Below are 19,219 nucleotides of genomic sequence, written 5' to 3'. Positions count from 1 at the left end.
ACATACGCAAATGGTGCATATAAAGCAACAATGTTGAAGAAACAACCATAAGTTTAGAAAGGCGGGATCGGATGCCTGAGCTTCCAGAGGTAGAAACCGTAAGGAGAACTTTAGAGGTTCTCGCAACGGGGAAAGAGATCAAGCATGTTTCAGTGTCCTGGCCAAAAATGATCAAGCGTCCTGAAGAAGCAGAGCAATTTAACGATGCCCTGAAAGGACAAATAATTAAGGAAATTGGCCGAAGAGGAAAGTTTCTTATTCTTTACACTGAAAAGCTTGCGCTTGTTTCCCATTTAAGAATGGAAGGCAAGTACGGATTATTTAATGCCGGTGACCCTGTGGACAAGCATACACATGTCATTTTTCACTTTACCGACGGTACAGAATTGCGTTATAAGGATGTCCGGAAGTTCGGAACGATGCATTTATATGAAAAAGGGAAAGAGTTTGAATCGCAGCCGCTTGCTGATTTAGGACCTGAACCTTTTTCAGAGCAATTTTCTGTTGAATGGCTTTCCGAAAAGCTGAAAAAGACTAATAGAAAGATAAAGCCAGCCCTTCTTGATCAAAAAATCCTTGTGGGGCTCGGGAACATATACGTTGATGAATCCTTATTCCGGGCCAGGATTCATCCTGAACGTATTGCTAACACACTGACACGTGAGGAAGAGGCAGTGCTTTATAAAGAAATCGTCAATACCCTGTCTGAAGCAGTAGAAAAGGGAGGAAGCACGATTCGTTCATATGTTAACTCCCAGGGACAGATTGGCATGTTCCAGCTGCAGCTTTTTGTATACGGCCGTAAAAATGAACCATGCAAGGTTTGTGGCACTCCTCTGGAGAAAACAGTTGTTGGAGGCAGGGGAACCCATTTTTGTCCAAGGTGCCAAAAGCTTTAAAAGCCATTTAATAAGTTCACCAGGTTAAAGCTAAGGCTACCGTGGCCGTGCGGAAAGCGAGTGCCTGGAGCGGAAATCAACAGATCACTTTACCCAAATCCAATAAGTGAATAATGGCAGATTGATTCTCACCATAAATAGGCTCCTTCCATATACTAACGTAGCGATTGACAGGAAGGAGCTCCGTTTATGGCACAAACAATCTCTCTGCTTTTACTTGCATTCGCTGTCAGTCTTGACAGTTTTAGTGTAGGGTTTACGTATGGATTGCGAAAAATGAGAATACCACTGAAATCGATAGCGGTGATTGCAGTCTGTTCTGCAGTTGTCCTGATGGCTGCCATGGTTATCGGTCATTTTCTTGAGAGCTTTTTTTCCCCTCAGCTAGCCGAAAAGCTGGGCGGATCCGTTTTGATCCTTCTTGGAGGATGGGTTTTATATCAATTTTTCCGTCCGGACAAAACGGAATTGCTCTGCCACGAAAAAATCATTCTTAATTTTGAGATTAAATCACTTGGGATTGTCATCAACATCCTGAAAAAGCCAATGACTGCCGATTTTGACAGATCTGGCACAATCAATGGCATTGAAGCAGTCATGCTGGGGCTTGCCTTATCCCTTGATGCATTTGGAGCTGGGATCGGAGCGGCAATGCTTGGCTTCTCACCAGGATATTTGGCTTTAACTGCGGCCTGTATGAGTTCATTACTCGTATATGCCGGCATGAAACTTGGCAGTCATTTTTCTGAAATTGGCTGGATGCAGAAGTTTTCCTTTGTCCCAGGAATTCTATTGATCATAATTGGGGTGCTGAAGCTTTAACAGCCCTGTGAAAGGAATACAAAGTGAATGTCATTAGTTATAGGATTAACCGGAGGTATAGCAAGCGGGAAAAGCACGGTATCCGCCATGTTTGCTGACATGGGGATCACGGTGATTGATGCAGATATAGAGGCCAGACTTGCTGTTGATATAGGAGAAAAAGCATACGATGATATTGTCAGCCACTTTGGGAAATCGATATTAGCTGAAGATGGCACGATAAATCGCCAGAAATTAGGTTCAATTATTTTTAATGACGAAGAAAAAAGAAATTTGCTTAATTCAATCGTCCATCCTGCAGTAAGAGAAAGGATGGCGCAAAAGAGGCATACTGCTGAAGCAGCAAATGAAAAAGCGATTGTCATGGATATCCCTCTGCTTTTTGAAAGCAAGCTCACGAGCCTTGTTGAAAAAATCATTCTTGTTTATGTAGACGAAGAAACCCAGCAGGAAAGACTAATGCAACGAAATGGGTTTTCCGAATCAGAAGCATTAACAAGAATAAAATCCCAAATGCCATTAAAGGATAAAGTAAAGTGGGCAGATACGGTGATCGATAATCGTGGAAGCGTTGAGCATACAAAAGCTCAGTTGATGGATATTTTAAAAGACTGGGGAATATTATAGGAGCCTTTATGGCTCTTTCAGACTGTAGACAAACTCGATAAAAAAGCGAGCTTGTCTACCAGTTTTATCATGCTTGGGAAGTAAAACAGGTCTGTTGATTTCCGTTCCAGGCGCTTCGCTTTCCTCGGGGCTGGCGCTGAGCCTCCTCGTCGCTTTGCTCCTGCGGGGTCTCATCTGTCCAGCTGATCCCGCAGGAGTCTTCGCGCCTTCCACTCCAATCAACAGGTTTTTCAATAACTGATCTGTGACCTGTATCTTTGTCGACAAGCTACATGAGCCTTTATGGCTCTTTTTTTGTTGTATTTTTTAATTATCCCATGATTGTTATGAATGCCCTCTGTTAAGTGAATCACAGCGAAGGATGTACACCAAAGTAGGTATTAGTACAAATTTCACAACGATTATGGCAAAAATAAAAGAAAATAATATTCCATATGAGAGATATATTACGCTTTAGTTGTCAGAATTATTTTATATTTAAAATGTGTGCATTTAATCAGCACAAATAAAATCCAATATGTTATACTAATACCATACAAAGTGGTTATTAAGTATAACACTAATTCGGAAGGGGCCGTACAATGAAGGCGAGAATAGCGATAAACGGTTTTGGGAGAATTGGCAGAATGGTTTTCAGAAGAGCCATTCTTGAAGACAATCTTGAGGTTGTAGCAATCAATGCGAGCTATCCAGCTGAAACTCTGGCGCATTTAATTAAATATGATTCAACACATGGTCAATTTGCAGGTGAAGTCATTCCTGGGGATGATCATTTGCTCGTGAATGGAAAAACTGTAAAATTATTAAGCAACCGAAATCCTGCAGAGCTTCCATGGAAAGAAATGAAGATTGATATTGTCATAGAAGCAACAGGGAAATTCAATTCAAGAGACAAGGCTGCGCTCCACCTTGATGCTGGTGCAAAGAAGGTCATTTTGACTGCACCTGGTACGAATGAGGATATCACTATTGTGATAGGAGTAAATGAAAGCGCATTAAATATTGAAAAACACGATGTGATTTCCAATGCGTCTTGTACGACCAACTGTCTTGCTCCAGTGGCAAAAGTACTTGATGATACTTTTGGCATCGAAAATGGATTGATGACGACTGTGCATGCATATACGAATGACCAGAATAACATCGACAATCCACATAAGGACTTGCGGAGGGCACGCTCTTGCGGCCAATCGATTATTCCTACTTCAACGGGGGCTGCTAAGGCTTTATCTCTTGTGCTTCCCCAGCTTAAAGGCAAGCTGCATGGCATGGCATTAAGAGTTCCGACTCCAAACGTTTCACTAGTTGACCTTGTTGTCGACTTGAAACGTGAAGTAACGATTGACGAAATCAACGATGCATTTTACTCAGCATCAAAAGGGAACCTTAACGGAATTCTCGATATTACTACAGAGCCTCTCGTATCCATTGACTTTAACACGAATGAACACTCAGCAATCGTGGATGGACTGTCGACTATGGTGATCGGTGCAAATAAAGTCAAGGTTCTTGCATGGTATGACAATGAATGGGGCTACTCAAGCAGGGTTGTTGACCTTACGAAGTATGTTGCCCATGCAATGTTAAATTCTGTTACAGTAAAAGTTGGATAAAAAACGGACTTAAGCTTGCCGGTCACGGCAAGCTTATTTATATTTGCTGTAATTGGAGTACCTTAAAGCCTATTAACTTAGTTTCTATGAAATTGTGAAAAAATCTCGTGAAAAATCATGAAAAAAATTTTGTTTTCATGTGTTGCAAAAAAAATATAAACAAAGTATACTAGTCATCGTGAACTTCTTAATAACGGTACCAATTGGCTACTTAAAGGGTTAGGACCTCTCTGGACTAACTTTCCCCCGTGGTAGTTAAGATACCATTGAAACTAAGGATTTCATTCTAATAATGTTAGAGGGGGAAATTGAATATGGAAACAATGGGTCGTCATGTAATTTCTGAACTTTGGGGTTGCGATTTTGAAAAATTAAATGATATGGATTATATTGAACAAACTTTCGTTTCAGCTGCTTTGAAGTCTGGTGCTGAAATCCGCGAAGTGGCATTTCACAAATTTGCGCCACAAGGTGTAAGCGGAGTTGTCATTATTTCTGAATCTCATTTAACTATTCACAGCTTCCCAGAACATGGATACGCCAGCATTGATGTTTATACATGCGGTGATCTGAATCCTAATATTGCAGCTGACTATATTGCAGAAGCTCTTGGTGCTCAAACTCGCGAGAATATTGAACTTCCGCGCGGCATGGGTCCAGTGCAAGTGAAACAAGCACAAGCTAAAGCTCTATAATTTAATTACGAATGATAACAAGAGGTGTAGCGATACACCTCTTTTTTAATTTATATCAAAATACGGTACACTGTAACTATATTGATTATAAGGGAGGACCTTTAATGTCTTTTTTAAAAGCCCTTACAGAACGTTACCAAAAGTTTGTCGGAACGAGTGAAAGTCATCGGGACGAACAATTAAGAACTCGTTATTATAAAGCCAATTTCAATCAGATGTTTCAATCAGTTGAAGAACTTCTGAAAGCAGACCCATCATGCAGGATTACGAGCGTTTCAAAGGAACATGGTGAAATTTCTGCAGAGATTAACAGAAAGGTACCTTCATTCATGACCGTTACTGTTGTAACGACTAAGCCTTTTGAAACCGCAGTTGACCTGCACATTTCAACAGACCGCTTTTCGCCTGCGGGAATTAATCCTATACTGAAAAATGAATTGGTGCTTTTTTATCAAAAAATTGATCGTACGCATACATATATTGGCTCGGGCATTAATGGAAATGTATAGTTCCTCTTGTCCAGATACTTACTTTTTTATAAGATAATAGTTAAGGATAAATAAAATGCGGAAGCGCCTGCATTGTGAGGTTTTTTCCATCACCCATTATTTCAAAATATTCGGAGCTGATCGAAATGAAATGTCCAACTTGTCAAAATAACTCTACCAGGGTCCTTGATTCAAGGCCGGTGGATGATAGCCGATCAATTCGACGCAGACGGGAATGTGAAGAATGCGGCTTTCGTTTTACCACGTTTGAAAAAGTGGAAGAGATTCCATTGATCGTAGTCAAAAAAGAAGGCACACGCGAGGAATTCAATCGCGAAAAACTTCTGCGTGGATTAATCAAAGCTTGTGAAAAACGACCAGTGGCTTTAAAAGAACTCGAGGATCTTGCTTCTGAGGTTGAGAAAGAATTGCGCAGCCAGGGCGTATCTGAAATAAAGAGCGACGCGGTTGGCGAGATGGTGATGGACAGGCTGGCCAAGGTCGATGAAGTAGCCTATGTCCGATTCGCATCCGTATATCGCCAATTCAAGGATATAAATGTCTTTATCGATGAACTTAAAGAATTGTTGAAAAAAGAACAATCCTGAAGTTATAAAAGCTTTTGAAGTTACTTGAAATGTCTTAGGAACTCAAGATTCTTTATAGTCTAAGGAAAACCAGAGAATCCTTAACAACCCTTAAGGAAATTTGGATAAAGTCTTGAAGTTCTGTTGTAACCCCAAAAAATAATGAAGGAGCTGAAGGAAACTTCAGCTTTTTTTATCGAATATGTTCCGAAGGAGGGATTTGGATGGCGCAGCATTGGCAGGAAACTTTGCCTGTAGACCAGTATATCGTCACATCGGGCGGCTTGTTGCATGATTATGATCGCAAGGTTTTAACCTTCTTATATCAGCCTTTGATTGGGTCAGTGTGCTTAAGTCTTTACATGACGATGTGGGCTGAACTTGAAGAAAACCGCCTATGGTCTGAGTCTGTAACGCATCATAACTTAATGAGCATTATGGATATGAACCTCAAGGAAATCTACCATGCCCGGCAGAAACTTGAAGGGATGGGGCTGCTAAAGACTTTTGTTAAAAATGGAGAAGATGGACGTTCCTTTATATATGAATTGCAGCCTCCGCTCACCCCGGAACAGTTTTTCCTTGATGGGATGTTAAATGTTTATCTCTATCGTAAGGTTGGCAAGAATCAGTTCTTGCGACTAAAGCGATTTTTTAGTGATAAGTCTATTGCATCCGATCCTGGATATGCGGAAATCACCAAGGCGTTTCAAGACGTTTTTCTGTCAGTGCCGCCTGAAGCACTTAAGAGTAATCCGGATTACGCTGTCGACCTTCAGGCTGAGGAAGGCAATGCTTTTATAGGGCGGGCAGAAGCATCAAAAATCCAGATAGATCCTGGTGAATTCAACTACGATTTGCTTTTGGGCGGGTTGAAAGAGTCGCTCATTCCCAACAAGGCTTTTACCGCGAAGGTGAAGGAGGCAATCAGCAACCTTGCCTTCCTGTACGGAATAGATGCTCTTAAAATGAAAAATATTGTTCTGAGCGCAGTCAATGCTGAAAATGAAATTGATATCGATGAATTGCGCAAGGCAGCACGGGATTGGTATCAATTTGAATATCAGGATCAGCTGCCTGCGCTGCTGGACCGGGTTCAGCCTGCTCAACATAAAGCAGGGATTGCAAAGCCGAAAACGAAGGAAGAGGAATTGATCCTCTATTTCGAACGAATTTCTCCACGTCAGCTTCTGATTGATTATTCAGGTGGTGCGGAGCCATCCAAATCGGATTTACAGATCATTGAAGAGGTAATGTTCAACCAGAAACTGCTGCCAGGAGTGGTGAATGTTTTAGTTGATTATGTTATGCTCAAGACGGATAAAAAGCTGGCAAAGGGCTACATTGAAAAGATAGCTAGCCACTGGTCCCGGAAGAAAATTTCAACGGTTAATGAAGCAATGCAGCTGGCTAAAAATGAGCACCGCCAATATCTTGAATGGGCGGAAGGCAAGAAGGCTCCTGCTTCTGGGGGCAAGCGTAAACCTGTCCGCAAGGAAGTTCTGCCAGATTGGTTCGAGAAAAAGAGTGAAGGTGAACAGAATCAGCAAGCTGGTGCGCCGGATCATGATCATGACTATGAAATAGAGAAGAAAAAGCTCGAAGAAGAACTTAAGAAATTTAAATCTGGGAGGTGACTCAGGTGCAAAATATAAACGAAACGTTAAAAAAGCTGGCAAGCAACCAAAACTTCCAGACTCGCTACGAAGCGATCAAGCAAAAGGTGATGCAGGATCATCATGTAAAACAATTCCTGGACGAGAACGCAGATCGTGTAACCCGCGAGATGCTCGACGGGAGTATGTCCAAACTGTATGAGTTCACTACCCAAAGCAAGGGATGTGATGACTGCCCAACCCTTGAATCCTGTAAAAACATGATACAGGGATATGAACCCGAGCTTTTTATCAAAGGGAATTATATTGACATTAAATATGACCGCTGCAAGAAAAAAATCATGCATGATGAGCGTCAAAAGCATGCGCGGTTGATCAATAGCATTTTCGTGCCGAAGGAAATTTTAAAGGCGTCATTTGGTGATATTGAACTTGATGACCAAGGAAGATTCAAAGCGATTAAAATGGCCAAGGATTTCGTTGAAAGCTATGAACCTGGCCAAAAGCAAAAAGGCTTGTTCCTGCATGGTTCATTTGGTACCGGAAAGTCCTATCTTCTTGGGGCGATAGCAAATGAACTTGCACAGAAACAGGTCAGTTCGCTAATCGTCTACGTTCCAGAGTTTTTCCGTGAAATGAAAAATGCAATTGGTGACCATAGCGTAAATGACAAGCTTGAAGCCATAAAAAAAGCGAATGTCCTCATGCTCGATGATATCGGTGCCGAAACAATGAGCAGCTGGGCACGCGATGAGATCCTCGGGACGATTCTCCAATTCCGTATGCTTGAAAACCTGCCGACCTTCTTTACATCGAATTTTGACCTGAAAGGGCTGGAACATCATCTGACACACAGCCAGCGGGGAGAAGAAGAGCAGTTGAAAGCAGCGAGAATCATGGAACGAATCAAATATCTTGCTGACCCTGTGAAAGTGGAAGGGAAAAATCGAAGAATATAAAAAACAATGCCGCAGCCTAAAAGCTGCGGCATTATTTTTTTTGCACTGATAATCCGGCACCTTGATACTTCTAAATTGTCCAAGTCCCCCATATATATAATCAGGGATTATTTGAAAAGGGGGGATATGGTTGATTGAAATCATCTTCCAAAAAAAGCAGGATGCCTGGAGTTTGTACCAGCACTTCATTGCCAGGCTTGCTTCATGGCCGGAAACGTATCCAATTCTTCTGAATGAAGATCGAAATAGAGTGCAAATACCAAATCAATTATATAAAGATGAAATGATTCATGAACTAAAAGGTGTTTTTATGATTTCATCATATTGACGAAGCGGGAGGAATGGTTCAGGACCATACTGGCGGAAGCTTATCTTTTTACTGAAGTTGAAGAGCAGGACCAAATCATTGAAATCATTTATTCTGTTCTCGAAGGTGACCGGCAGGAGCTCGCCCCATTTATGGAAGGACTCGTAGAAAATGGTCACATTGAAAAAGCTGTGAATGAGATTTTTAATGAAAAAATCTCTTTCTCTTTTGATTCTTTTCTGAAATTCAGATTGAAGGCTTATGTCGAACAGCTCTCCCAGTGGGTGGAGATTGCGATTGATGAGTATAAAATGGAACAGGAATATCAGGTATTCGTTCATACCCTGAGGAGTTTTCTTGCTGACCGAAAACCCCAGCTCGCCCATTTGTACCTCGTTATCGATGAAAATATGTCGTTTTACGACCAGTATTTTATTGAAATGAAGAGAAGCGAACTGTTTAAAGCGATTGACCGTAAATTGCTTGTCAATCATCCAGTCTATGTCGACTCTGGAACGATTGCTCCTCTTTTATCGATTGCTCCAAAAAACATCTACTTATATACAGAGGATGCACAGCAGCCCCTGGTGCGGACGATTATTAATATTTTTGAAGAGCGTGTGAAAATTAACCCGATTTCTGCTTTTGAGTTAGATAAAGAAAATTTTTTAAGTGAGGACAGTGAAAATATACGTTAGCCCACTTGATTTTCAAAACATTACAAACTATAATTACGTACATACTAAATGAATCAAGTCATTGTGTTGATGAGGACATGGGCTTTCTTGAAAGGTTTCCAGAGAGGGAAGACAAGGCTGAAAACTTCCTAACACTTAAAGATTGCTTACCACCTTTGAACTCCAGTTATGAACGCCTTTGGCAAGTATTGACTGGCGGCAGCTGCCGTTATCTCTACCAGAGTCATTCTGTCGCCATTTTGCGAAAGAATGTAAAATTGGGTGGAACCACGTGTGATCAAACTCGTCCCTGTTTCAGGGGCGAGTTTTTTTATTTTTGCGCAAGTTTTTGCGCCAATTCTTTTAAGGAGGAAAAGCCAATGGCAGACATGTTAAAAATATCGTTTCCAGATGGAGCAATAAAGGAGTTTCCGGCAGGAACAACAACTGAAGACATTGCGAGCTCAATCAGCCCGGGCCTTAAGAAGAAAGCCATTGCCGGTATGGTGAATGGACAGCCGTATGATCTCAAGAGACCAATCGAGGAGGATGCGTCTATTGAAATCGTTACACCTGACCATCCGGAAGCACTTGAAATTCTGCGCCACAGCTCAGCGCATTTAATGGCACAGGCAGTCAAGCGTCTATATAAGAACGTCAAACTTGGAGTTGGTCCTGTAATTGAAGGCGGCTTCTATTATGATATCGATATGGAGGAGTCTTTGACTCCAGAAGATTTACCTGCGATTGAAAAAGAAATGAACAAGATTATCAATGAAAATATTGATATTATTCGTAAAGAAGTCAGTCGTGACGAAGCTGTACAATTCTTTAAAGAAATCGGCGATGAGTATAAGCTTGAATTGATTGAAGCGATTCCTGCCGATGAAAAAGTGACTCTATATGAGCAGGGAGATTTTGTTGACCTTTGCCGTGGCGTGCATGTTCCTTCCACTGGAAAACTGAAGGAATTCAAATTGCTCAGCATTGCGGGCGCATACTGGCGCGGGGACAGCGACAACAAGATGCTTCAGCGTATCTATGGTACTGCTTTCTTCAAGAAAGAAGATTTAAAGGAACACTTAAGGCTTCTTGAAGAAGCGAAAGAGCGTGATCACCGCAAGTTAGGTAAAGAACTTAGCCTATTCACTAACTCACAAAAGGTTGGCCAAGGGCTTCCGCTTTGGCTGCCTAAAGGTGCTACAATCCGCCGTATCATCGAGCGGTACATTGTGGATAAAGAAGTAAGCCTTGGATATGACCATGTATACACTCCTGTAATGGGAAGCGTGGAGCTTTATAAAACTTCCGGACACTGGGATCACTACCAGGAAAACATGTTCCCAGTAATGGAAATGGAAAATGAACAGCTTGTTTTAAGGCCGATGAACTGTCCGCACCATATGATGGTGTACAAAAACAGCATTCATAGCTACAGGGAGCTTCCAATCAGGATTGCGGAGCTAGGAACAATGCACCGTTATGAAATGTCCGGCGCATTGGCTGGTTTGCAGCGCGTACGCGGAATGACTTTGAACGACGCTCATCTTTTTGTCCGTCCAGACCAAATCAAGGAAGAGTTCAAGCGTGTAGTAGAGCTTGTGCTTGAAGTTTACAAAGACTTTGATATGAACAATTACTCATTCCGTCTTTCATACCGCGACCCTGAGGACAAGGAAAAATACTTCGATGACGACCAAATGTGGGAAAAGGCACAGGCGATGTTAAAAGAAGCGATGGATGAAATGGGTCTTGAGTACTTCGAGGCTGAAGGCGAAGCCGCATTCTACGGTCCTAAGCTTGATATCCAGGTCAAGACTGCTCTAGGCAAGGAGGAAACACTTTCAACAGTCCAGCTTGATTTCTTGCTTCCTGAGCGTTTCGATTTAACTTATATTGGAGAAGATGGCAAACACCATCGTCCAGTCGTTATCCACCGTGGTGTTGTATCGACTATGGAAAGATTCGTTGCCTTCCTGATTGAGGAATACAAGGGTGCATTCCCAACATGGCTGGCGCCGGTTCAAGCACAAGTCATCCCGGTTTCACCATCTGTGCACTATGACTATGCCCGTGAAATCCAGGAGAAGCTTAAGGCAGAAGGCTTCCGTGTTGAAATTGATGGCCGTGATGAAAAGATTGGCTATAAAATTCGTGAAGCGCAAATGCAGAAGATTCCTTATATGCTTGTTGTCGGTGACAATGAAGTTGCCGATAAAGGAGTCAACGTCCGTAAATATGGTGAACAAAAATCAGAAACTGTTTCTTTCGAAGAATTCCTTGAGTCTTTCAGGAAAGAAGCGAAGAAGTAATAAAAATGAGAGAAGCCCTGTGCTTCTCTCATTTTGTTATTCAAGAGGTTTTAGACAAGATGGACAGAGGTTTTTTTTATAATTCCGCTGGATTTTCAGGCCGCAGAATCTGCACGATTTGAGCAATAATGGCTTATTATCGATATCATTTGAAAAGCCATAGCCTGTCCTGAAAAATTTTAATGCATTGCCTGCTAATAGGCCCGTGATCACACCTGTAATAATGATTGCTACAAGCAAAACTGCACCAGCTTTCTTATCAGTATTTTATGAAATTATACCAAAACTGCACGCTTTTTTAGAGGTATTAAATTATTTTTTAATAAAAAGTATTGCAGGGTGGATATCTATTTGATAAAATACAATACGTTGCAGTTAACGCAAGTAGTAATCGTTTGACACATCTTTTTCTTTGTGTTATATTAGCAAAAGTGAACTGAATACTAGTTTTAGGAAAGAAGAAGCACCCGCTTCTCACCTGGCTGACGCAAAAGTGCTGTTAGCAGGTAATACGTAAACGTCTAATTATTTTGTTTTCGTAAGTGTGGGTGTTGTCGCCTGCGCTTTTTTTATTGCAAAATAAAAAAGGACATATCGTATGTCATTGTGTGAGCAAGACGGCAGGCTCTGCCTGGCAATGTAATTCTTCTCCTTGACAATGTATTCGATAAAACCCTGGAGGTGGCTAATTATTAGCAAAGACGCGATGTTACTAAACGAGGGAATCCGTGCTCGCGAAATTCGTCTTATCGATCAAAACGGCGAGCAATTAGGAATTAAAACCAAAACTGAAGCGCTTGAAATCGCAGCGCGCGTTAATCTTGATCTTGTACTTGTTGCACCGAATGCGAAACCTCCTGTAGGCCGTATCATGGACTACGGAAAATTCAAATTCGAACAGCAAAAGAAAGAAAAAGAAGCACGTAAGAACCAAAAGATCATCACAACTAAAGAAGTACGTCTTAGCCCGACAATTGATGAGCACGACTTTAATACAAAGCTTCGCAATGCTATCAAGTTCTTGGAAAAAGGCGATAAAGTTAAAGCATCTATCCGTTTTAAAGGACGTGCTATAACACACAAGGAAATTGGTCAGCGTGTTCTTGATCGCTTCTCTGAAGCTTGCAAAGAGGTAGCGACAATCGAATCACATCCAAAGATGGATGGCCGAAGCATGTTCCTGGTCTTAGCACCTAAAACTGAAAAGTAACGAGGAGGAAGTCCCTATGCCAAAAATGAAAACTCACCGCGGCACTGCCAAGCGTTTCAAGAAAACTGGAACTGGCAAGCTTAAGCGCTCACACGCTTACACTAGCCACTTATTTGCTAACAAATCTACAAAAGCTAAGCGTAAGCTTCGCAAATCTGCAATCGTTTCTAAAGGCGATTTCAAACGCATTCGTCATATGTTGGACAACATTAAGTAAATTCGAGCGATCGATTTATATAGGAGGGAAATTACATGCCACGTGTAAAAGGCGGTACAGTTACGCGCAAGCGTCGTAAAAAAGTCATTAAATTAGCAAAAGGTTATTACGGTTCAAAACATACATTATACAAAGTTGCTAACCAGCAGGTTATGAAATCTCTAATGTATGCATTCCGCGACCGTCGCCAGAAGAAGCGCGACTTCCGCAAACTTTGGATTGCTCGTATCAACGCAGCAGCACGCATGAACGGTCTTTCATACAGCCGTTTAATGCACGGCCTAAAGCTTGCTGGTATCGAAGTAAACCGCAAGATGCTTGCTGAACTTGCAGTAAGCGATGCTAACGCATTTGCTCAACTAGCTGAAACAGCAAAAAGCCAATTCAACAAGTAATTCACTTGTAAGATCAACCATTCTCATATGAGGATGGTTTTTTCTTGTTTTTGGAGCTTTTTAAGTTGTAGGCTCTGTTAAAGCTGAATGTTGATTTTTAATACCCTGTTGATTGTAGTGGAAGGCGCGTAGACTCCTCCGAAAATGCTAACGCATTTCCATCGTGCGTGGGCAGATTCGAGGAAGCAAAATCAATGTCCTGCGGGCGCAGCTGATCAGATGAGATCCTGCAGGAGCGAAGCGACGAGGAGGCTCAGCGCCAGCCCCTAGAAGAATTTGCTTTTGAAAAAGCCGGCAGTTGGGCTTTTTCATAATTCTTCAGTGGAAATCGAAGCGCCTGGAACGAAAATCAACAGCCTTGTTTAACAGAGCCAAGTTGTAAAATCAGCTATAGATTATCGCTTATATTCATAATGCGGGTTTGATATCAATTGGCAGACAATATTTTAATTAAAAGAAATGGCGCTGAGCAATAATGAGGCGTGATTGGAACAATGAAAAAGGAAAAAATGCTTGTGCGATGTTCCAATAGACGTGATTGGAACAATGAAAGAGGAAAAAATGCTTGTGCGATGTTCCAATAGACGTGATTGGAACAATGAAAGAGGAAAAAATGCTTGTGTGTTGTTCCAATAGACGTGATTGGAACAATGAAAGAGGAAAAAATGCTTGTGCGATGTTCCAATAGACGTGATTGGAACAATGAAAGATGAAAAAATGCTTGTGCGATGTTCCAATAGACGTGATTGGAACAATGAAAGAGGAAAAAATGCTTGTGCGATGTTCCAATAGACGTGATTGGAACAATGAAGGAGGAAAAAATGCTTGTGTGTTGTTCCAATAGATGTGATTGGAACGAATGAAGAGAATCTTCAATATACGAATACGAGGACTGGAACAATTAAAAAAGGTCTTTTCAATGTTCAAATTGTTGCATATGGCAATATTTTATAAACAATAAAGCCACTCTCTTCCAACAAGGATTATTCCCTCTCTAAAGAATCCCCTCCCAATCTCTTGTTTAAGCTATAATGAAGCAAGACGCTTTGCGTGCATACATACTAACAATTTTGATGTGAAATAAGGGACGTGAATTGAATGGAACTAACATGGATGGTCATTGGCCTCATCGTTATTATGAACGCAATCGGTTTTTTCATCATGGGCGCAGACAAGAAACGCGCAAAAAAGAATCTTTATAGAATAAGTGAAAGTACTTTATGGAATGTTGCCATTTTGGGAGGGGCAATAGGTGCAGCAGCTGGGATGAAGCATTACCGCCATAAAACGAAGCATGCTCAATTCAAGTATGGACTTCCCCTGCTTGCTGTCATTGAAGCAGGTGTTTTTGTATATATTTTTAAGCTTTTAGCATAACAGCCTGGGCACTTCTATATGTTTTAATAGCATCCTAGAATGACTTTTAGGCAGGTGACATATTTGGAAGACGTCTGGTCCTTGCTGCTGATTGTTTTTGAGTCAGGGAGCTGGTATGCTCCTGCTACCTTTATCTTGTTTCACGTATTTCGTCAATTTTTATTTGTTCCGCCGGCAGTGGTATGCATAGCAGGTGGCCTGCTATTTGGGATGATACCAGGAATCCTATATTCTTTGATAGGTCTTACCGGCGCAAGCATCTTATTTTACACTTTAATGAAATATGCTCCGGCAATGACGAGCAAACTTAGTAAACTTAAAAACCGAGTGGTTGGACGGTACAGGGATTTTACTGTTGCACAGGTCTCGCTTCTCAGATTGATTCCGATTATTCATTATCAATTGCTCACCTTTTGCCTCTATAAACGCAATAACAACTTTAAAGTTTTTGTGAAGGCCAGCCTTTATGCGAATATTCCATTTGTGATTTTCTATACCGTGTTTGGCGAGTACATTGGTCATATTAGTGTAATTACAGGAGTCTTCCTTGCAGCTGCAATTTTGGTGTTTACGTATCTGCTGAGGGAAAAAATAGCCTTCATTAAGTGGCATGAATTTTTCGGATCATCTGCGTAAAAAAAAGCGTCTGGACTCTGTCCGGACGCTTTTGCAATTTAGGATTCATCTTCCTGATCATGATTTGCCATAAATTCCTTGATTGGACTTTTCCAGTCGATTTTGGCAACAGGGTAGCTTTCCCGGACTTTTCGTTCAATGAATTGGAAATCTTCAAGAACGAGTCCCTTCAAAGCAGAAGTTTTTTTGGGCCAAATGAAGATGGAGACGACTTCAAAAGCGGATTGTGTGGTGCCAAGATATTTTTCACCTTCAAATAAAACCCCTTTGTAAGTCAACAAGAAGTTCTTGCGTACATTGTCCAGGTCATCAAGGAAAAAGAATCGTTTTTGCTCATGGGCCAGCTCCAGTTTTCGCTTTGGGTGGAATAAATATTTCACTGCGCTGTATATTAGAAAAATGAATAAAAGCAATATGATAAGCCGTAAAAGCAGGATCATGGTCTGCCCCTCCAATGCTAACTTTCCTTATTTACGGATGAGATACAAAATAGTTTCATCAATTTTTCAATTGTTTTATACTTTTTTAAGGAAATCATAATATTTATCTAAATTGATGAGGATTTTATGCTAACAAATACAAGGAGATCAGAATGAATACTGAAAAGCTTTTTAAGATGCAAAAAGAACTCGACCGCCATATTGAATCACAGCATGGCTTGGAGGAGGAAAACTTATTCGACAGAAAGGTTCTCGCCCTTCTTGTAGAAATAGGTGAGCTTGCTAATGAAACCCGCTGCTTCAAGTTTTGGAGTGTGAAGCCTTCATCTGAAAAAGAGATTATTTTAGAGGAATTCGTAGATGGAATCCATTTTATTCTTTCACTTGGCATTGAGTGCGGTTTTGACGATATTCGCTCGGTTTTCACAGCGAAAAGTGATGGGGCAGACGTGAGCATCCATTTCATTGAAGTGTATGAAAGGGTCCAGGAATTCAGAAAAACCCGCTCAAGAGAGGAATTCATTCATTTATTTGAGGGCTATATGAAGCTTGCTGAGCTGCTTGGACTGGAAGAGAATCAAATCGAACAGGCATATATTCAAAAAAATGAAGTAAATTATGATAGGCAGCGCAAAGGATATTAGCAGAATTTTTTGTACAATGACCTGCCGTTTTAGTATAATAGGATTCGAAACTACATATTAAGGGAGTCGAAATAATGGCTAAATTAGATGAAACACTTACGATGTTAAAAGACTTAACTGATGCCAAAGGCATTCCCGGCAATGAGCGTGAGCCAAGGGAAGTAATGAAAAGATACATAACTCCATTTGCTGATGAAGTAACGACAGATGGTCTGGGCAGCTTGATCGCAAAAAAGGTCGGTAACGAAAACGGACCCAAGATTATGGTTGCTGGTCACCTTGATGAAGTCGGCTTCATGGTAACAAACATTGATGACAAGGGCTTCATCCGTTTCCAGCCAGTTGGCGGATGGTGGTCACAGGTCATGCTGGCACAGCGTGTGACAATTGTAACTCGCAAAGGGGAAATCACTGGGGTGATCGGTTCAAAACCGCCTCACATCCTGCCTGCTGAAGCACGCAAAAAGCCGGTTGATATTAAAGATATGTTTATCGACATCGGCGCATCAAGCCGTGATGAAGCGAAGGAATGGGGAGTCGTTCCAGGAGACATGATTGTTCCTTACTTCGAATTCACAGTGATGAACAATGAAAAAATGCTGCTTGCAAAAGCATGGGACAACCGCATTGGCTGTGCGATTGCAATCGATGTACTGAAGCAGCTTAAAGGCCAGGAGCATCCAAACGTGGTTTACGGAGTGGGTACTGTTCAGGAAGAAGTAGGTCTACGTGGGGCTAAAACTTCTGCACAGCTGATCGAGCCAGATATTGGTTTCGGTGTTGACGTAGGGATTGCCGGAGATACACCAGGCGTTACTGAAAAGGAAGCACTGAGCAAAATGGGAGATGGACCGCAAATCATCATTTATGATGCTTCCATGGTTTCACACAAAGGTCTTCGTGACTTTGTAACAGACTTAGCAGACGAATTGAATATTCCATATCAGTTCGATGCGGTCGCCGGCGGCGGTACAGATTCAGGTGCCATCCACATGACTCATCGTGGAGTTCCTGCCTTGTCCATCACAATCGCGACGCGTTATATTCACTCACATGCCGCAATGCTGCACCGTGATGACTATGAAAATGCTGTTAAATTAATTGTAGAAGTAATTAAACGACTTGATAAAGAAACGGTTGATCAACTAACTTTTGAATAAGGAAAACACAAGGAGGGCTGCGGCCTTCCTTTTTTTCGTGTCAAAAAAAGAACTCCTGGAAATTAAGGAGTTCATTCGTTGGAATTATTTTCTTTTCAATCCAGATTCAAGCGCATCCAGCATTTCCTGCTTTTCTTCTTCAGAAGCGTTTTGCCAGATTACTTCGAATAGTACTCCGAGTCCTGGCAGCATCTTTTCCTCACCAGCTTCAATAGCATCAACAATTGTATCCTTAAGCTCATCCTGTGTATTTCCAGAAACATTTGAAATAACTGCATTTCTAAGGTTCAAGTTCATTGTTTACTCATACTCCTTTCAAATTTCAACATTGATTATAGAATTCACCATTTTGGTTTTATTATGTATCGAATTTGAGATATAATAGTAAAATTGAACAATCCATATTAAAGGAGAGCCAGAGTGAAGTACATTCAATCTGATAAAAATCCACAAGTTAAACAATGGAAAAAACTACAGACGCGTAAGGAAAGAGATAAGTCTGGCACATTTCTTATTGAAGGCTTCCATCTAGTTGAGGAAGCACTTAAACAAAAAGAATGTGTGGAAGAAATCATCCTGAATGAAAAAACAGAAATGCCGCCAAGCTGGGATTATGGCGATATCCCTGTTACAATCGTGACGGATGAAATTAGCAAGCAGCTTGCTGAGACGGAAACAACACAAGGCATTTTTGCCGTTTGCAGGCAGCCTGGACAGACTATTGAGAACTGGAAAACGTATTTGTTAATTGATTCTGTTCAGGATCCAGGGAACCTTGGAACGATGATCAGGACAGCGGATGCAGCTGGAATTGATGCAGTTATTGTTGGAAAAGGCAGTGTCGATATTTACAATCCAAAGGTGCTCCGCTCTGCGCAGGGCAGCCATTTTCATTTACCTGTCCTTAACGGCAACCTCAATGAGTGGATTGATCATCTTACAACAGAAAATATTCCTGTATACGGAACAGCACTTGAAAACGGTTCTGTTTTTACTAAGGCAGCCAGCAATGAATCATTCGCTCTGCTCGTTGGGAATGAGGGTAGCGGAGTAAACAAGGAGCTGCTGGCAAAAACAACGCAAAATCTGTATATCCCTATTCTTGGGAAAAGTGAATCCTTGAATGTAGCAGTGGCCGCGGGGATCCTGCTATATTATTTGCAAACGGCAAAATAGGCGCATTTTTTTCAAAACCATTTGATACTGCGCGCTGTTTATACTATAATAAACAGCAAAATAATATTTCAAAAACGATGACGGAGAAAAGTAGCTTGATGATGGCCATCCAGGGAGAAAATGCCGATGATTGGGAGCATTTTTATGGAACAGGCAAGCGAAGTTCACCTCCTGAGTTGGCATCGGGACCACTCTGAATGAGTGTAAAGATGCATCGGCACAAGCCGTTATCTTAATGAAGCGAACAAGTAATACATAATCGTATTGCCTGTTAAAAAGGGTGGTACCGCGATAACCAAGACCTCGTCCCTTTATCTGGGATGAGGTCTTTTTGTGTTCAAAAAAGAAATGTATGAAATGAA

The 19,219-nt window shown here is 41.3% G+C and carries 23 protein-coding genes and 2 other annotated features; of the genes, 21 read left to right on the top strand and 2 right to left on the bottom strand.

Features of this window, described 5'->3' with window-relative positions:
• The first annotated feature begins 71 nt into the window (after window positions 1–71).
• The 18 genes from mutM to AABM38_RS17930 all read left to right on the top strand — a co-directional run bounded on the left by mutM (window position 72) and on the right by AABM38_RS17930 (window position 15,437).
• A complete protein-coding gene (gene mutM / locus AABM38_RS18015; protein ID WP_423407626.1) occupies window positions 72–899 on the top strand; it encodes a DNA-formamidopyrimidine glycosylase in 828 nt (275 codons plus the stop codon).
• Between the two features lie 189 nt (window positions 900–1,088).
• Complete coding sequence (gene ytaF / locus AABM38_RS18010; RefSeq protein ID WP_423407625.1) at window positions 1,089–1,721, top strand: sporulation membrane protein YtaF; 633 nt, start codon at window positions 1,089–1,091, stop codon at window positions 1,719–1,721.
• A gap of 27 nt (window positions 1,722–1,748) precedes the next feature.
• Window positions 1,749–2,348 carry a dephospho-CoA kinase gene (gene coaE, locus AABM38_RS18005; protein WP_423407624.1) on the top strand — a complete coding sequence of 200 codons (600 nt, stop codon included), beginning with the start codon at window positions 1,749–1,751 and terminating at the stop codon, window positions 2,346–2,348.
• Between the two features lie 581 nt (window positions 2,349–2,929).
• Window positions 2,930–3,961 (top strand): glyceraldehyde-3-phosphate dehydrogenase, encoded by a 1,032-nt coding sequence (locus tag AABM38_RS18000; RefSeq protein WP_423407623.1) that lies wholly within the window; start codon window positions 2,930–2,932, stop codon window positions 3,959–3,961.
• 314 nt (window positions 3,962–4,275) lie between these two features.
• Window positions 4,276–4,656: an adenosylmethionine decarboxylase gene (gene speD / locus AABM38_RS17995; protein ID WP_423407622.1), complete on the top strand. Its 381-nt coding sequence runs from the start codon at window positions 4,276–4,278 to the stop codon at window positions 4,654–4,656.
• 104 nt (window positions 4,657–4,760) lie between these two features.
• Window positions 4,761–5,165, top strand: a complete 405-nt coding sequence (locus AABM38_RS17990) for a hypothetical protein (protein WP_423407621.1) — start codon at window positions 4,761–4,763, stop codon at window positions 5,163–5,165.
• 125 nt (window positions 5,166–5,290) lie between these two features.
• A complete protein-coding gene (gene nrdR / locus AABM38_RS17985; protein WP_207500472.1) occupies window positions 5,291–5,752 on the top strand; it encodes a transcriptional regulator NrdR in 462 nt (153 codons plus the stop codon).
• A gap of 203 nt (window positions 5,753–5,955) precedes the next feature.
• Window positions 5,956–7,368 (top strand): replication initiation and membrane attachment family protein, encoded by a 1,413-nt coding sequence (locus AABM38_RS17980; protein ID WP_423407620.1) that lies wholly within the window; start codon window positions 5,956–5,958, stop codon window positions 7,366–7,368.
• A 5-nt stretch (window positions 7,369–7,373) separates the two neighbouring features.
• Window positions 7,374–8,306 carry a primosomal protein DnaI gene (gene dnaI, locus AABM38_RS17975; protein ID WP_423407619.1) on the top strand — a complete coding sequence of 311 codons (933 nt, stop codon included), beginning with the start codon at window positions 7,374–7,376 and terminating at the stop codon, window positions 8,304–8,306.
• Between the two features lie 130 nt (window positions 8,307–8,436).
• Window positions 8,437–8,634 carry a hypothetical protein gene (locus AABM38_RS17970; protein ID WP_423407618.1) on the top strand — a complete coding sequence of 66 codons (198 nt, stop codon included), beginning with the start codon at window positions 8,437–8,439 and terminating at the stop codon, window positions 8,632–8,634.
• Entirely contained in the window at window positions 8,631–9,311 is a 681-nt protein-coding gene (gene ytxC, locus AABM38_RS17965) for a sporulation protein YtxC (protein WP_423407617.1), read from the top strand. Before AABM38_RS17970 ends, ytxC begins: the two co-directional genes overlap by 4 nt.
• Before the next feature lie 359 nt (window positions 9,312–9,670).
• Entirely contained in the window at window positions 9,671–11,602 is a 1,932-nt protein-coding gene (thrS, locus tag AABM38_RS17960) for a threonine--tRNA ligase (RefSeq protein WP_423407616.1), read from the top strand.
• Window positions 11,603–12,051: 449 nt separating this feature from the next.
• Window positions 12,052–12,178: a sequence feature (ribosomal protein L20 leader region), on the top strand.
• A gap of 130 nt (window positions 12,179–12,308) precedes the next feature.
• On the top strand, window positions 12,309–12,812 hold the full coding sequence (infC, locus tag AABM38_RS17955; protein WP_423407615.1) for a translation initiation factor IF-3: 504 nt from the start codon (window positions 12,309–12,311) through the stop codon (window positions 12,810–12,812).
• A gap of 16 nt (window positions 12,813–12,828) precedes the next feature.
• On the top strand, window positions 12,829–13,029 hold the full coding sequence (gene rpmI, locus AABM38_RS17950; RefSeq protein WP_023627047.1) for a 50S ribosomal protein L35: 201 nt from the start codon (window positions 12,829–12,831) through the stop codon (window positions 13,027–13,029).
• A gap of 35 nt (window positions 13,030–13,064) precedes the next feature.
• Entirely contained in the window at window positions 13,065–13,424 is a 360-nt protein-coding gene (gene rplT / locus AABM38_RS17945) for a 50S ribosomal protein L20 (protein ID WP_207500453.1), read from the top strand.
• A gap of 825 nt (window positions 13,425–14,249) precedes the next feature.
• Window positions 14,250–14,378, top strand: coding sequence for a hypothetical protein (locus tag AABM38_RS17940; protein WP_423407614.1), 129 nt, complete (start codon window positions 14,250–14,252; stop codon window positions 14,376–14,378).
• A gap of 144 nt (window positions 14,379–14,522) precedes the next feature.
• Window positions 14,523–14,801 (top strand): DUF1294 domain-containing protein, encoded by a 279-nt coding sequence (locus AABM38_RS17935; RefSeq protein WP_423407613.1) that lies wholly within the window; start codon window positions 14,523–14,525, stop codon window positions 14,799–14,801.
• A gap of 63 nt (window positions 14,802–14,864) precedes the next feature.
• Window positions 14,865–15,437: a TVP38/TMEM64 family protein gene (locus AABM38_RS17930; RefSeq protein ID WP_423407612.1), complete on the top strand. Its 573-nt coding sequence runs from the start codon at window positions 14,865–14,867 to the stop codon at window positions 15,435–15,437.
• 38 nt (window positions 15,438–15,475) lie between these two features.
• Here AABM38_RS17930 and AABM38_RS17925 read toward each other — a convergent pair whose 3' ends face one another.
• Window positions 15,476–15,877 carry a sigma-w pathway protein ysdB gene (locus tag AABM38_RS17925; RefSeq protein WP_423407611.1) on the bottom strand — a complete coding sequence of 134 codons (402 nt, stop codon included), beginning with the start codon at window positions 15,875–15,877 and terminating at the stop codon, window positions 15,476–15,478.
• A gap of 152 nt (window positions 15,878–16,029) precedes the next feature.
• Here AABM38_RS17925 and AABM38_RS17920 point away from each other — a divergent pair, with 152 nt between their 5' ends.
• Both AABM38_RS17920 and AABM38_RS17915 read left to right on the top strand, forming a co-directional pair.
• Window positions 16,030–16,521 carry a dUTP diphosphatase gene (locus tag AABM38_RS17920; RefSeq protein ID WP_423407610.1) on the top strand — a complete coding sequence of 164 codons (492 nt, stop codon included), beginning with the start codon at window positions 16,030–16,032 and terminating at the stop codon, window positions 16,519–16,521.
• A 74-nt stretch (window positions 16,522–16,595) separates the two neighbouring features.
• Complete coding sequence (locus AABM38_RS17915; RefSeq protein ID WP_335376399.1) at window positions 16,596–17,681, top strand: M42 family metallopeptidase; 1,086 nt, start codon at window positions 16,596–16,598, stop codon at window positions 17,679–17,681.
• A gap of 84 nt (window positions 17,682–17,765) precedes the next feature.
• On the opposite strand, the gene sspI is transcribed toward AABM38_RS17915, so the two are convergent.
• Window positions 17,766–17,978 (bottom strand): small acid-soluble spore protein SspI, encoded by a 213-nt coding sequence (sspI, locus tag AABM38_RS17910; protein ID WP_423407609.1) that lies wholly within the window; start codon window positions 17,976–17,978, stop codon window positions 17,766–17,768.
• A gap of 123 nt (window positions 17,979–18,101) precedes the next feature.
• Between sspI and AABM38_RS17905 the strand changes: the two genes are divergently transcribed.
• Window positions 18,102–18,857 carry a TrmH family RNA methyltransferase gene (locus AABM38_RS17905; RefSeq protein ID WP_423407608.1) on the top strand — a complete coding sequence of 252 codons (756 nt, stop codon included), beginning with the start codon at window positions 18,102–18,104 and terminating at the stop codon, window positions 18,855–18,857.
• A 68-nt stretch (window positions 18,858–18,925) separates the two neighbouring features.
• Window positions 18,926–19,171 (top strand) — a binding site (T-box leader).
• Window positions 19,172–19,219 lie beyond the last annotated feature (48 nt).

The organism is Heyndrickxia sp. MSNUG (genome assembly GCF_049532715.1).
Taxonomy (GTDB): domain Bacteria; phylum Bacillota; class Bacilli; order Bacillales; family Cytobacillaceae; genus Mesobacillus.
Note: the sequence above shows the minus strand (reverse complement) of the source record. Positions and strands in the feature narration are given on the sequence as shown.